The sequence below is a fragment of the Sphingomonas sp. genome (assembly GCF_026460985.1).
In the GTDB taxonomy this organism is placed as follows: Bacteria; Pseudomonadota; Alphaproteobacteria; order Sphingomonadales; family Sphingomonadaceae; genus Sphingomonas.
On the sequence record NZ_JAPKNM010000114.1, the window covers coordinates 17150 to 31306 of the forward strand.

A 14157-nucleotide genomic window follows, 5' to 3' on the forward strand; every position below is an offset into this window, starting at 1 on the left:
CATCGCAGCAGTTGGCAGGGACGGATCCGGATCCTGGGGAGGCCACGGTTGACTGCCTCGAGCTGACGTTGTCTGGTCGGCTCGGAAGACGCGCGCGAAATGAGGGTGGACAGTGCCGGACGACAATCCAGACGATGTGATCGTGGCCCGAGGCGGTAGCTTGATGGAAGCGCAGACCGGTCACGAGATGGTGGGACTGCAGATCGAGAGCGGCGTCTGCTTCGGCTTCAACCGGACGGCCTATCGCATTTGGCAACTGGTCGAGCAGCCCATCTCGCTGGAGCGGCTGTGTCGCGTGCTTTCGGATGAGTTCGCAGTCGACCCGTCGGTTTGTCTGCTCGACGTTCACGCGCTCATCGATGAACTCGCCCGCGATGGGCTGGTGATACTATCATGCCGCAGTTAAGCTCTACCGATTCGTCTTCGTGAACATGTCGAGGTGCCCCTCCACGCGCGTGATGGTTTCGTCGATCCGTGCCGTGTCCCAAGGCCTGCTGAGAGCGAAGAGCGGAACTTCCTCGTTTAGCCGCAGGCATGCCTGGAAATGCTTCCGCGGATCGCCGATCGTCTGGAGGAAGATGCCGCGATAGGTGTTCACCATCAAGGCCTTGAGAGCCTCGACCCCGGCGAGTTGGCGGATCGCGAAATCGGTAGCGCCTTCTTCGCGCATGAGCAGATAAAGCGCCTGCAGCGGGATGGCCGAAGCGCGGCTTTCGCGAGCAATGCCTACTGTGTATTTGTCCAGTTCGTCGAACGCGCGCTCATAGCTGGAGGGGCAACGCCCGGAACGTTCGACTGCGTCCCGCCATAGCCGCAGCCGCGGGATGCCCGGCTCCGCGAGGTGCCCGTTGTCGCCCCTAGTGACGACGCAGATGTCGTCCGAGAGAATTTGATAGGAGCGATCGTGAAATGCGGCAGCCAGAGTGGATTTGCCTGCGCCCGAAGCTCCCAGAAAACCCACCGCCCGGCCGCCGACATCCACGACATTGGCATGGAGTGGCAGCATCGCCCGCTGGTGCAGCAACGCCCCCATCGCGGATCCGAGTAGGAACAGCCTGACGTTCCTGTCCGAAGTCGAGGGATCGGCGTCCACGACGATCTCGCATCCTGCGCGGATGCAGAAACGGCCGACGCCTGCAACGGCGATGATCGCGCCCTCTGCTGTCGACATCAATGTATGCGAGGTCTCGCTCACGCCTTCCAGCGGGGCGACCCTGCCTATGGTGATTGAGATCGCATCGATGTCCTCGTGAGGAAGCGGCTGGAGTTCCGGCAACGGTATCTCAGAACGAAGGTTCAGACCGAAAAGGCTATATTCGTTGCGCGGTTCGTTCTGCCACTGGGTCATGCCATATCTCTTAAGCGGCGGCGCGGATGTCGAGAAGAGGCAAGCCGGGGAAGGCGGCTTGCTTGCCAATGACGCCGATGCGATGCTTCGGACTGCGCTTGCCCGTCTGTCGAGGCTAGAGGGAAATGCATGACTGCGCTTGCGGGAATCTGGAATGTGACGGGAAGGCCAGGAGTGAGCGCTTCGTGCGCGCGAATGCTGGCGGCTCAGCGGATTTACGGGCCCGACGGTGAGACTGTTCTCGACCTCGGGGAGATAGCAATCGGCAGGTGTCTCTTCCGCCTCTTGCCCGAAGATATTCATGACCGCGGTGCCGTGGCGAGTCCGAATGGCCGATACCAGCTCGTCGGGGACGCAAGACTGGACAATCGCGATGAGCTGGCAAGAGCGCTGGATATCGCTTCCGCGGACGCCGTTTGCATGTCTGACGCCACTTTTCTGGTTCAGGCGTGGGAGCGTTGGGAGGAGTCTAGCTTCGAACGGCTGTACGGCGAATACGCCTTCGCGCTTTGGGACGCGCTCGAGCGGAGACTGATCCTGGCGCGCGATCATCTGGGTACGCGGCCTCTCCATTTCCATCGCGGCCGGGATTTCGTTGCCTTCGCCTCGATGCCCAAGGGCCTGCATGCCCTACCGGAAGTTCCCTATGCGCCGGACGAAATCAAGGTAGCCGAGTTGACGGCGCTGATACCGGAGCAGGGAGTGCGGAGCTTCTTCCAGGATATCTGCCGCGTCGAAGGCGGCCATTATGTCGTGATCACGCGCGAACGAACCGTTTCGCGCAGGCACTGGGATCCCGCGCCGGTTTCGTTGGGACAGTGGCGGGGCGGGGATGCCGCGGAAGCGATGCGTGCGCATTTGGACGACGCGGTTTTCGCCTGCCTGCGCGGTGTCGGTGGAAACGTGGGGGCGCATCTCAGCGCGGGCATGGACAGCTCGGCAGTCACCGCGACGGCCGCCCGCCTCATGGAGGCGCGCGGCGGCCGTGTGACTGCTTTCACCGCCGTGCCGCGTGCCGGCTATTCGGGCAGTCCGCCGCCCGGACGCATCGCCGACGAGAGCACGCTCGCGCGGGCGACAGCAGGCCTCTACTCGAATATCGACCATATTCTCATCGCGGGCGATGGCCGCTCCATCACCGACGGCTGGGACCGTGCCTTCTTCCTGCTCGACAGGCCCTTGCTCAATCCTTGCAACGACCTCTGGTGGACCGCTATCAACGTCGATGCGTCGCGCCGAGGGCTCAGCGTCATGCTTACCGGCGAGATGGGCAACATGACGATCAGCTTTGCCGGGCTGGAACTTCTGCCCGAGCTTTGGCGGAAGTGGGCCTGGCCGGGCCTGTGGCGTGAGGCGCGTGCGTTGGTTCGAAGCGGCAATATGCGTTGGCGGGGCGTGTTCGCGGCGACCTTGGGTCCCTGGATGCCCGAGAAACTATGGATCGAACTCCAACGACGTCGGAGCGGCTCCATCCAGCAGTTCGAGAACTATACTGCGATGCGCCGGAGGCGCATAGAAGAGCTGCGTCTGGCGCACCTTGCGGCAGAGCGTGGACTCGATCCGAGCTATCGCCCCAGAAGGGACGCGTTCGAATCGCGGCTATGGGTGCTACGACGGTTTGACAAAGGCAATTTCCAGAAGGCTGCGTTGGCGGGCCATGGGATCGATCAGCGTGATCCTACCATCGATCGACGCCTGATCGAATTCTGCCTCTCGCTACCCACCAGCGAATTCCTGCGCGATGGCGAGACGCGCGCCCTCGGCAAACGTGCCTTGGCTGATCGATTGCCGGAAGATGTGCTCGCCGAGCGGCGGAAGGGCTATCAGGCTGTCGATTGGCACGAGGGACTGTGCGCCGCCCGCGGGCAGCTTGCGGAGGAGCTCGGTCGCCTCGAGGATCTTCCAGCTGTTGCCGGATTGCTGGATCTCGAACGTTTGCAGTCTCTTCTGGTTGATATGCCGGATACTGGCTGGGAGACTCGAAATACGATAGAAAAATACCGATTGGCGCTCCTGCGCGGAGGCGCAGTTGCTCATTTCTTGCGCCGGGCGTCACGTACCAACCTATGACAGCTCGTTTACATTGATGTGCTTGCCCGCGCTACGCTCGATCGATATAGGTTCGAAGATATTCGAAGTAGATCGTTCCACAGGCTAAAAAGGGGTGAAGCTATGGCGGATCAGGTACCTATCCACGATCAAGAGATTCCGACCGTTGACCGTGCCGAATGGGTGCGTCCTGAGGTCAGCCGTATGCGGGCTGGTGATGCCGAGGCCGTGGGGGCTAGCGGGAACGACGGCGTGATCGGAACGAGCTAGTCGCTGATTTCGTCCTTCAGCGATCGAAATTGAACATGAAGGGGCGCGCATTTTACCGCGCCCCTTCTTTTTGCGCTATCTAGCCGAAGCCCGCCGGGGCGGGTCGGGGCCAACGGCTACACGCTTTGCCGATGGATTGCGCGGGTTCGCGACCACTGAGACGCTATTGTTGCGGAATGGCCGGTGCCGTGAATGTGCCGTCCGTTCCATTGCCGTTCAGGCGATTGTTGCCATAAGTGTTGATGATCGCGCTTGTCACGGCGCTCACTCCGGTTCCGTTGCCGGTGATGGTGGTGTTCCCGACTCGGACCCGTCCCGCGGTGCCCGCAGCCAATACCCCAGTGCCGGTGTTGTTCGTGATCGCCGTATCAACGACCATCGCGTTGCCGCCGTTTGCCGGTGCCAGCACCACGACGCCTTGGCCGCCACCGGAGATTTCCGTTCCTTCTATAGTGGCAACCACCGCTCCGTTCGTCGTGTTCAGCCGGATCCCGTTGTTCGAATTGTTGAATAATCGCGCATTATGAATATGCGCGCGAACCAGGCCTCCCACGGCTGGGGCTAGCTCGATCCCGCTGCCGGTCGCACCGTTGCCCGTATCCACGATGGTGACGTTGTTCACGAACAGCTTGGCCGCCGCTGCGGGCGAGAAGAGAATGCCCGAACCGTTGGGAGACGCCTGATTGCTGATAGTGATGTTCTCGACGGTGAGCGAGGCGCCGGAGACGAAGCGGATTCCGTTCAATCCAGGCGTGGTGCCTGCACCGTTGACGGACAGCCCGCGCAGGACGACCTTGATCGTGCCCGGCGTTGCCGTAGCGCTGTCGTTGATGGTGAGCCCGTTGCCGCCGCCGGAGTTCAACACGCTGCCGAAGGTTCCGGTGCAGTCGACCGTGATCGACTTGGTGACCGTGAGCACGCCGTAGCCGGCGGGATCCAGGCAGTTGATCTCGCCGCCTGTGGCGGTCTTCGAGATCGCGCCAGCGAAAGTCTTGCACGGCGCGGTGCGGCTGCAGGGATTGGCGTCATCGCCGACGCCGGACACCCAGGTTCTCGTCGCCTGCGCCGCTGCAGGTGCTGCATAGAGCAAGGCTCCCACCGCGAGAATGGACGCAGCAAATTGCGATCGCCCTGTTAATGAAGTCATGTCTTTTCCTCCTCTGTTGTAGTCCAATTTGGTCATGTTCGATGGCTGAGCGAAACAAGTAGGCCCAGATGATGAGCCTGCGGATACGCAATGCGACTACTAAGATGTATCGAGATATGCGGCGCGTTCGACCGATTACGAGTATCGGCGGCGATCCCGACCCGCTCCGACACGTCCCAGTTCAATCTGCGTCGTGATTGGAACATTGGCAAGAGCGCACAGTGCGCAGTACGGGATGAGTCTGATCCGCGCCACCACCCGCACCTCCCGAACAATGTCCAGATCTGACCATGCTATTGAAAGGTCCGCGTTGAACTGGTCGCGATGATCTGATTCGGCATTCCTGCTGCGGCGGGAAGCGGCTGGTGAGGGGCGGGCGGCGAATAAGCATCTACACGCGTCCCCTGTCGCACCAGGACTGCGCATCCGCGATAGCTAAGTGGATCATAATTGACACATGGTCCGCTTCCGAGAGGATGCCCGCCGCGATTCACGGGGCTATTGGGCGCCTCGTCAAGCTAGGCGAGGCGTATCAGTTTGCTGCGGCGCCGTTGAGGGGCGGCCTAGTCGCGGCTGATCTGAAAAATATTCAATGGTCCGTGCCAGTCCGCGTTCCAGGGATATGGCCGCACGCCATCCGAGTAACTCTTCTGCGAGGCCAAGATGCGGCATCCGCCGGCGTGGGTCGTCCCTGGGCAGGGGGGTGAATTCCAACGACGAAGTGGATCCAGTCAATGCCAGGATGGTGCTCGCCAATGCTTGCATCGAGATTTCCGCCGCGTTGCCAAGGTTGATCGGGCCGATGATCTCTCTCGGCGAACTCATCAGTCTGAGCAGTCCTTCGACCAGGTCGTCGATGTAGCAAAATGACCGCGTCTGATTGCCGTCACCGTGCAGTTGAAGCGGTTTGCCTGACAAAGCGCGCGTGATGAAGTTGCTGACGACGCGACCGTCATCGGATTGCATGCGGGGGCCGTAGGTATTGAAGATACGGGCAATCCTTATATCTACCCGATACTGCCGGTGATAATCGAAGAAGAGTGTTTCCGCGCACCTTTTGCCCTCGTCATAGCAGGAGCGAGGGCCAATGCAGTTCACATTCCCGGTATAGTTTTCATCCTGGGGATGGACGAGCGGATCGCCATATACCTCGCTGGTCGATGCTTGAAGGATTGGGCAGCGGTTGCGTCGCGCCAACTCCAGCATATTCATCGCGCCCAGGACTGCCGTTCTAGTGGTTTCCACCGGGTGGCGCTGATACTGGACCGGCGAAGCCGGGCAGGCCAGATTATAGATTTCATCCGCCTCGAGATTCAGCGGTTCGCACACGTCGCTGTGAAGAAATTCGAAGCGCGGATGGCCAATCAGATGGGCGATGTTCGTCATCGCGCCGGTCAGGAGATTATCCAGACAAATGACATGATCCCCGCGGGCGATCAGCCGGTCGACCAGATGCGACCCGATAAATCCCGCGCCGCCCGTCACCAGGACGCGCCTGTCCTCGTCGGTCATCCGACTCTGCCCCGCCACAGCACGAACTTGTCACCGCGTGCGTCGATATTCAGTTCGTTTTCGGCCGAGAAACGTTCGACAGCTCGCCTGACGCCGTCCCAGCCATAATCGTCGCCGATCAGAGCGCCGTTCGGTGTTAGCAGGCCCCAGTAGTGATGCAGGTCGCGATAGACGGCGTCCTCCTCATGCGCGCCATCCAGATAGACGAGGTCCGGAGCGACGTTCTTCGCCTTCAGGATCAGCGCGGCGTTGTCGGAGCTGTTCGCTAGCGGCACGATCCGGTCGGAAACCCCAGCGCGGACGACGTTGGCGAGGAAGGTGAAGTAAAGGCTGGGAAAGCCGTGTCGCAGTTGCAAGGATTCCCGCCATTCCGGCCTTCCGCCAAGGACATGTTCCACCGATCCGAGCCATGTGTCGACGCAGATGATCCGAGAGTTGAGGCGCAACGCCTTCGCCAATTGCGCCATGTGGATCGCGGATGCGCCTTTCCAACTGCCGACTTCAACGATCAGCTTTGGCTTGAGCGTCGATATGATATCCAGGAATACCGTATCCTGCGAACCCCATCCCTGTAGGTCTGATGGCCAGGCGCTCGGGTCGAAGCCCTCATAGGGCGAAACATCGTGCAGCAGGGCGGTGACGGGGTCCATCGCTCCGACCCTTGTAAGGCGCGTGGGCCGATGGGACGCAGCATCGCTCCTTCGCGTCAATTTGACGATTGCCAGCCGAGTCGTTGAAGCGAGGCCGATCGTGCGCGACAGTCGCCATGCCGTCCGAAGCTTCTGCGGTACCCATGTTCCACCATGTCCTGCGGTGGATCGCCGCCCAGATGCGGCGGTGAACGGGTGCACCGCATCCTCGCCGGGGCGGACAAGCCCCGGTCGCTGGGCGACCAGATGGTCGAATATGTCCAGGGCATGCCGCTGGGCCGCGGCGCGGCGCGCGGGATCTTTGACCTCAAGTTCGCGCAGGAGATTGCTCGCATCGCAGTCCAGTTGCGCGTTCGCACCGTCGTAGGTGAGGCCCAGCTCTCGCCAGAGCGCCTCCCGGATTGGGTCGGTCCGCTCGCGGTTGTGGGTGGGGTGCGTCGCCGTTAGGCCTCGGCCGTTCAGCCGATAGCGGGTGAGCGGTTCGGGCAAGTTGCAGGCGCGGACATGCGGTAGCATGTCGAACCAGAGGTAATGGTCCTGTGAAACTGGTTCGTCGGGCCTGTATCCACGCGCGGCGTCAAATGCCGAGCGGCGAAAGGCGGTCGCAGAATGATAGAAAGGGTTGTGGAACATCAGCGTCCAACGGATAGCGAAATCCGTTTCGGGCATGCGTTCGACGCGCAGCGGATAGCCGGTCTCGTCGATGATGGTAACCGCGCTGCCCACAAGCCCAAGTTCCGGATCGGCGCGCAGTGCCCCAACCAGTCGTCTCAGCCGCGAAGGTTCGGCGACATCATCGGAATCCAGGCGAACGATGATGTCGCTTCGCGCCACCTCGATCGCGCGGTTGGCGGATACCGCCGTGCCCACATTGGCCGGATTCAGCAGCACGCGTATGCGCGGATCACGCGCCTCCAGGCATCTGACGGGCGATGGGTCGTCGGAGCCGTCGTCGACAATGATCAGTTCGAAGTCCGGGAGATCTTGCTGCAGGATGCTATCGACCGCCTCATCGAGGAAACGAAAATCGTTATAGGCGGTCATGACCACCGTGCAGTCGGGGACGTTCTGAGGACGATGGCCCGGCGATCCGATCGGCCGGGGATTGAGGACACTGGCGCCACTGAAGACTGGCTCCACAAGCATCGTGCCGCCTGAACGGCCAGGGGCAGCAGTTTCCGACGAGCCTTCGCTTCTCATGCAAGTTGCGCCAGAAGATCGCCTGCAACGCTAGTCGTCGTTTCCTGAACGTCGTTTCCCGCCTTCGCCTCGGTCTCGTCCGCGGCGGCGTTCAGCGATACGGCTTCCCAGCGTGCCGTCGCGCCGGTCCAGGTCAGGACATCCTGACGGCTGACGATGTTGCGCGCGCGCCAGTTGCCGTATTTCGTGCGCAGCTTGATAAGGAAACGAAGGCTGGCAGGATTGATGTTAACCCAATGCGTGAATATCCGGGCAAGAATGCCCTGGCGATTCCACGGGATTCTCGAGTGCCTGTGCGCCCAGGACCGTAAAATCGCGCGCGCATCACCGCGCCACAATTGTTCATAGGCTAAATGGACCACCGTCATCAGGGCGACTGTCTCGGGTGATCCCGACTGGGCTTCCTGCTCCAGAATATCTTCGTAGTCTCCTTTTAGACGATGAGCTGCGAGGCACCGCAATCCCAAATCAACCGCGCGCGTTACCTTTGCTTCATCGGACGTCCATCGGGAACTGGTCGAGCTGAACCTGTACCGGAATACAGCATCGGGCAGGATGATCGATTTTCCCTGCAGCATCATGCGGAACAGCAGGTCGCGATCCTCCCAATAATCGCATTCAGGCCGATATCCTCCCGCACGCTCGAAAGCCTCCCGTCGAAACAGGATCGATCCATGAGCGACCGGGAAATCGTTGTGAATGTTGAGAAGCGCCCGGCGGTTTAGCCCAAAGATCTGCTTGCCGGCGTCGTCGATGCTTTCAAAAAGACTACCGACAATCACCGCGTCCGGATGGGCGAGCATCGCGCGCAGCTGTAGATTCAGCCTGTCGGGCCGGGAAACATCGTCGGCGTCCATCCGCGCCACCCACCGATGGGTCGCGTTGCGGACGACCCAGTTGGAGCTTCCGGACGGACCAAGTCCGGCGCTCCCGCTGCGGATCAAGCGAATGCGCGAGTCACGCGCGGCCCATTGCTCGAGCCGCTCTGTCGATCCGTCGGTCGATCCATCGTCGCCGATCAGAAACTCGAAATTCCGGTGGGTCTGGGCCAATATGCTCGCGACGGCTTCATCAAGGAACGGCATTGCATTGCGGACAGGCATGACAACACTGACCCGCTGGTCTTCTAATCGCATCAATGGGCCCCCAAACGCCTGATTTGAATTAGGATATGGCAAATGGCCCTTCGTTTGGCCATGGATATCTCACGCGAGATCCGCGCCTCACGTCAAATCAGGACACCTGGATGGGTGATCTCGGAGAGTGCTTTGCAGGGATATGTGTTGTGCGGCGAGCCGCGGTCGGGAACCACTTTTCTGAAAGAGGCATTGGCATCCACGAACAAGATGGGAAATCCCGTCGAGTGGTTTCATCCCCGCTATCGGGAGGAGCTTCGGCGAGCCGACGATCCTCTGGAAATGATGCTGGCCCGCACGGCCAGCCCCAATGGCGTCTATGGGCTGAAGGTCTTTTCAGGCCACGCCGCGGCCGCCGCTGCGGCAGGCTGGGTCAGCCGGCTGCCGAACCTGTCGTTCGTCCATGTCCGTCGGCACGATCTTCTGGATCAGGCCATATCGCTGGTGCGCGCCCTGCAAACCTCGCGCTTTTCCAGTTCGGAGATCGAAAGCAAGCTGGGCAGCTACGATCGTGCCCAGATCGCGGCGATGCTGAAGCGGCTGGCGCGGGGCCAGGCCCGCTGGGATATTTGGTTCGCCAGTCATGGCATGCAGCCGCTCCGGATTTGCTACGACGATATCATGGCGGAGCCGCAGTCCGTGGTGACACGCATTGCCGGCCTGGTCGGCGTGACGGATGCGGCGATCGATTGGTCCAAGGTCTCCGCCAAGGTCATGCGTGACGACACAAGTGCCGAATGGAAGCGCCGGTATCTGGCCGAAGCCGGATCGGCCGACCGGGTTCCGGAGCTGGAGGAAAGTTCGTTTGCTGGAATGGCCAAATCTCTAGCACGGGCATTGCGTTAGCGCACCGTGCTCTCGGATAGGTTCAGGCCGTCTTCAGGCAACCCGGCGGCCACTTCGCCTGGGCGTAAGGCGATAACGTGATCGCACTGCGCCACGATGTGGGGGTTGTGCGACACGACGAGGACCGTGGCGGAATGGCCGACAACTGCGCGCAGTGTCTCGATAATCGCCTGTTCCGTGTTCCGGTCGAGCTGGCCGGTTGCTTCGTCGAGGATCAGCAGGCGCGCCTGGCGATAGAGAGCGCGAGCGATTGCGATGCGCTGGCGCTGGCCTCCTGACAGGCGAATGCCCGCATCGCCAACTGGCGTGTCCAATCCGTCGGGGAGACTTGCGAGGAATTCGCCCAGCTGGGCGCGATCGGCGGCGTCGCGCAGGCGCGCGACATCGACGCTTTCCTCGGCAACCCCAAAGGCGATGTTGGCGCCGATCGAACCGTCAGCAAGGAATATCTGTTGCGGCACGTGTGCCACCAGGGCTTGCCATGCCAGGCGCGTGCTGGCGTCCAGGGACCTGTCATCTATCAGGACGGATCCTGAACTGGGTTCGATCAGGCCGGCTATCAGGTCCAGTAGGCTGCTCTTGCCGCTGCCGGTCGGGCCGGTGATCGCGGTCCACATGCCGTAGGGGATATGAAAATTGACGTCCTGCAGCACGCCTTTCCGTCCCGGATAATCCAGGCTGACCTGCCTGAAGGTCAGGCCCTTGTCGAAAGGCAACGGCGTGTCAGCCGGACTGTTTTGCGAAGCCACGGGCATTTGCGCCAGGTCAAGGACGTCCAGAAATACCCGCTTGTTGGACGTGAACAGGCTCCAGCCAACGAACGCGTTGTTGACCAATGGAAGAATCCGCATCGCGCCGAAGCCTAGGGCGCCGATGGTCGGAAGCGCATCCATTGTTCGCCCTTGCCCGCTGCTGAAATAGAACGCGGCCAGGCCAAGGACGACCACGGCGCTGCTCTCCACCACGACACGCGGCAGGGCGATGACGAACGCGCTGTGTGCTTGCACGTCGCGGAGCGCGGCGTCGAACCTGTTGAATCGTGTTTCAAACGCGTCCTGTGCCTGGATCATCAGGATATCGCGGAGCGCACCCAGCCCTTCCCGCAGCGCTTTCATCCGCAGGGTCGCCATCCCCGCGACCATGGCCGAATTGTCACGAAGCCGGCCCCCCATTGTGGCGGTGAACAACCAATAAGTCACCGCCACGAGGCATGCCGCCAACAACATTGGAAGCGGCGCGAACAGGGTGAGGGTCAGGACGATGGAAAACGCTAGCACGATGGCGATCAGGCCCTGCATCATCGGCAGCAGTGCTGAATAAGCTAGAACGTTCACCTTATCGAGGCCGGCGATGATCTCGCTTGGATTGCGGGACGCGTGCACCAGATAGGGCTGCCTCAGCGTTCGCCGGAAGATTTCCGCGCCGATGTCATGCGCCAGGGCAAAGGTCAGGTCGTTGGTGGCTTTCAGCAGGGCCAGGCGGATCGCGCCGCAACCCAAGCCGAATGCGACGATCCCCCCAATGACGACTTGGAGTAGGTGGTCTTGCCCGACCCAATGTTCGAGGAACTGGATACCCGCCATGCCGTCTGCCCGGTGGGGCGCTAGGAGCAAGGCTAGAAATGGTATCATCGAGCTGACCGTGATCAACTCGGCGATGCTAGCGGCCACCATCAAGCGAAGCGTGCTCAAGAATTGTCGTCGACGGTCGTTGCCCATGGCACACCACAGTCGCCGCGAGATCGTGGTGAAGCTTTCATCCGATGAGGGTAAGAAACGCAATATGGCTAGGCGCCTTCCGCTTGAAGACGAGCCAAGAAGGAGCCTGAGGGGGCAGGCTCCTCCTTGAAATTCTTGATGAGCTCGTTCCACAGGTGGATGCCCACGCTCTCGCGATTGGCAAAGTCATCCAGCGCAGCGTGGGGGTCGAGGATGCGCCCGGCTTCGCTGTAGTGGAGAGGATAGAATATGTGCTTGGGCAGCGCCCAATGCGTCAGGCCTTCGCTCGCCGCCAACGCGGTGAGAGCCCTGGGCCCAGCAACGCCCCATGGCATCTGGGACAGGCCCGCGCGACCGCTTGTGGCCAGGCGCCACCGCGCGTACAGCCGTTCGCGCCACGGAAGCCATGGCGGCACGCTGGACTCCTCGAAAACCTCCAGCAAGCGGGACAACAGAGGCGAGTCCGGTGGCAGGCGGAGGACGGCTGAATTTATGTTCCCGCCATCCTCATATCCGAACAAATAGGGACTGGGATCGTCGATCGCGCGGAACAGGTAGACATCGGAATCAATCCATATGCCCGCACCGAGCCGTTGCAGCTCGTACCGGAACAGGTTGGAAAAGAGCGAGACACTACCGCTGGAATGCCGGATGATCCGCTCTCGCGGCAGGATGGTGGTGGCATCGCGGATCTCCACGCCGTCGGGAACGCCGGCTGGCACGTCATAGCAATATAGGATCAGCGAATGCCCTGCGCGCAATACAGAGCGGAAACACGCTCTTTCCAGCCGCGACAAAGCGGGACCGATCCACAAAGTGTTGCAGGGAGCCAAGCGACAGCTACTCGTTAGAGCGACACCGCCCCCCACGGGCTGCGCATCGCGTATATCATAAGACTGGAGGTGCAAATTGTCTATCGAGGGGGTGATAGGCGGTTCGCGTTGTTCTGCCGCGCCATCGGCTACGTCGTTGGTAGTGAAGCGATCTCTCTGCCGCCTTACCGACGCGCGATCGGCCTCTGGGACCGGCTGGTATTTGGCCTACACGACTTAGAAGCCAGTTTTCCTGAAGCGAGCGCCACGCGGATCTGAAACCGGCCGATTGGTTCCATCGTTTCCAACCGGGGCAGGGGGCTCGCCCGGACGAGGCCGGGAGACCATAGGCAGGGAACATCGCATCGATGACAGTGGCAAGGGTTATCGCGCCCGGAGATGCCGCCTTCGTCATGCGTCGTCGGCCAGATATCGATCGTGTCAAAGACGTTCGACTATTCGGGAAGATGATCCGCCTTGTCCGCTTCCACGCCGATGCTGACCATTGCTGTCAGCGCTTCGCAGGACGTCGCGCATTGCAGGTGACGAAGGGAGGAGACCTGTCCTGGCTGTCATAGATAATCGCTCCTTAACCTGCGGCCGGCGTTCACGGATTACGCGTCGACCAAAAGCGAAGGTCGATCGAAGCAGAATATTGTTCGCTTCAGCACCATGGCAGATTCGGCGAGACGGGCAGACAGGATGATCGCCGGTATCTGGGGGCCATCGAGTTCTCCCGTCGAGCCCGGGCTCTGTGATTACCGGCGGCGGGGCACGGGTCGATCCATTCGATGACACGCAAGTGCTCGGCTGTGGCTTCGGCCCCGCACCGGGCGCCGATCCGAACGCTCCCCCGGAACTGGACGGCGGTCAGTGAGCATTATCTCGCTTGGTATTGCGATTTGAACCGCTCGCCATTCGCCGGGGCGGCGGGCGATCGCGGGAAGCGGGAAGCATTGGCTGACCGGATCGGACCCGGCGATCGACGACGGCACGCTGATAGGGTGGCACGCGGCGAGCCGCGAACCTCCGACCCCGGACCCGAGCAGGCTCGAGGTGTGCACCGTGGCGGGGTGCAATGTTGAGTGGATTCCTGCGAAGGACCTGCCGAGCTTCTAGCGGATTTCCGCGCCCGCGTGTTCGGGCAGGTCGTAGATGAAGGAGGAGCGAATTTCGGGCGCCTCCGGGGATCCGGTCTACCGCAGGGAAAGTTCGTGACGCTTGCGCTTCCTGCGCGAGCAGGTTAAATACTGAACCATATGGTTCAGTATGCAAGCCCCCCCTTCGATCTCTCGTTCGCGGCGCTGTCCGATGCGACCCGCCGCGGGATCATCGATCAGCTTGGGCGAGGGGACGCCGCCGAGCATTGTTTACAGGGCGTGGAGCCAGCCCGAGCTGTTCCAGCGCTGGTGGATGCCAAAATCGGTAACCGGCGTTTCGCTCGTCTCGTGTGATATGGATGTCCGTAC

At 61.4% G+C, this 14157-nt stretch carries 10 protein-coding genes; 3 read left to right on the forward strand and 7 right to left on the reverse strand.

Annotated elements, in window-relative coordinates:
* The first annotated feature begins 112 nt into the window (after positions 1-112).
* On the forward strand, positions 113-406 hold the full coding sequence (locus tag MT490_RS18620; protein ID WP_297391037.1) for a PqqD family protein: 294 nt from the start codon (positions 113-115) through the stop codon (positions 404-406).
* A gap of 3 nt (positions 407-409) precedes the next feature.
* Here MT490_RS18620 and MT490_RS18625 read toward each other — a convergent pair whose 3' ends face one another.
* Entirely contained in the window at positions 410-1348 is a 939-nt protein-coding gene (locus tag MT490_RS18625) for a hypothetical protein (protein ID WP_297391039.1), read from the reverse strand.
* 195 nt (positions 1349-1543) lie between these two features.
* Between MT490_RS18625 and MT490_RS18630 the strand changes: the two genes are divergently transcribed.
* On the forward strand, positions 1544-3418 hold the full coding sequence (locus MT490_RS18630; protein WP_297391041.1) for an asparagine synthase-related protein: 1875 nt from the start codon (positions 1544-1546) through the stop codon (positions 3416-3418).
* 412 nt (positions 3419-3830) lie between these two features.
* Here the strand turns inward: MT490_RS18630 and MT490_RS18635 are convergent, their stop codons facing one another.
* The 4 genes from MT490_RS18635 to MT490_RS18650 all read right to left on the reverse strand — a co-directional run bounded on the left by MT490_RS18635 (position 3831) and on the right by MT490_RS18650 (position 9312).
* Complete coding sequence (locus MT490_RS18635; RefSeq protein WP_297391043.1) at positions 3831-4850, reverse strand: hypothetical protein; 1020 nt, start codon at positions 4848-4850, stop codon at positions 3831-3833.
* A gap of 477 nt (positions 4851-5327) precedes the next feature.
* Positions 5328-6326 carry a UDP-glucuronic acid decarboxylase family protein gene (locus tag MT490_RS18640; RefSeq protein ID WP_297391045.1) on the reverse strand — a complete coding sequence of 333 codons (999 nt, stop codon included), beginning with the start codon at positions 6324-6326 and terminating at the stop codon, positions 5328-5330.
* Positions 6323-8176: a CmcI family methyltransferase gene (locus tag MT490_RS18645; RefSeq protein ID WP_297391047.1), complete on the reverse strand. Its 1854-nt coding sequence runs from the start codon at positions 8174-8176 to the stop codon at positions 6323-6325. Before MT490_RS18645 ends, MT490_RS18640 begins: the two co-directional genes overlap by 4 nt.
* The gene (locus tag MT490_RS18650; protein ID WP_297391049.1) at positions 8173-9312 is read right to left on the reverse strand and encodes a glycosyltransferase family A protein; all 1140 of its coding nucleotides are present in this window, start codon (positions 9310-9312) and stop codon (positions 8173-8175) included. Before MT490_RS18650 ends, MT490_RS18645 begins: the two co-directional genes overlap by 4 nt.
* Positions 9313-9354: 42 nt before the next feature.
* On the opposite strand from MT490_RS18650, the gene MT490_RS18655 reads away from it, so the two are divergent.
* The gene (locus tag MT490_RS18655) at positions 9355-10158 is read left to right on the forward strand and encodes a Stf0 family sulfotransferase (protein ID WP_297391051.1); all 804 of its coding nucleotides are present in this window, start codon (positions 9355-9357) and stop codon (positions 10156-10158) included.
* On the opposite strand, the gene MT490_RS18660 is transcribed toward MT490_RS18655, so the two are convergent.
* Both MT490_RS18660 and MT490_RS18665 read right to left on the reverse strand, forming a co-directional pair.
* Positions 10155-11741 (reverse strand): ABC transporter ATP-binding protein, encoded by a 1587-nt coding sequence (locus tag MT490_RS18660; protein ID WP_297391053.1) that lies wholly within the window; start codon positions 11739-11741, stop codon positions 10155-10157. The two genes, MT490_RS18655 and MT490_RS18660, sit on opposite strands and share 4 nt — an antisense overlap.
* 203 nt (positions 11742-11944) lie before the next feature.
* Complete coding sequence (locus MT490_RS18665) at positions 11945-12574, reverse strand: hypothetical protein (protein WP_297391055.1); 630 nt, start codon at positions 12572-12574, stop codon at positions 11945-11947.
* Positions 12575-14157: the final 1583 nt, after the last annotated feature.

Bases quoted from the DNA above. Each gene is read 5' to 3' on its own strand.
- MT490_RS18625 (WP_297391039.1), bottom strand. From the start codon at position 1,348: ATGACCCAGTGGCAGAACGAACCGCGCAACGAATATAGCCTTTTCGGT.
- MT490_RS18630 (WP_297391041.1), top strand. From the start codon at position 1,544: ATGCTGGCGGCTCAGCGGATTTACGGGCCCGACGGTGAGACTGTTCTC.
- MT490_RS18635 (WP_297391043.1), bottom strand. From the start codon at position 4,850: ATGACCAAATTGGACTACAACAGAGGAGGAAAAGACATGACTTCATTA.
- MT490_RS18640 (WP_297391045.1), bottom strand. From the start codon at position 6,326: ATGACCGACGAGGACAGGCGCGTCCTGGTGACGGGCGGCGCGGGATTT.
- MT490_RS18645 (WP_297391047.1), bottom strand. From the start codon at position 8,176: ATGAGAAGCGAAGGCTCGTCGGAAACTGCTGCCCCTGGCCGTTCAGGC.
- MT490_RS18650 (WP_297391049.1), bottom strand. From the start codon at position 9,312: ATGCGATTAGAAGACCAGCGGGTCAGTGTTGTCATGCCTGTCCGCAAT.
- MT490_RS18655 (WP_297391051.1), top strand. From the start codon at position 9,355: ATGGCCCTTCGTTTGGCCATGGATATCTCACGCGAGATCCGCGCCTCA.
- MT490_RS18660 (WP_297391053.1), bottom strand. From the start codon at position 11,741: ATGGCGGGTATCCAGTTCCTCGAACATTGGGTCGGGCAAGACCACCTA.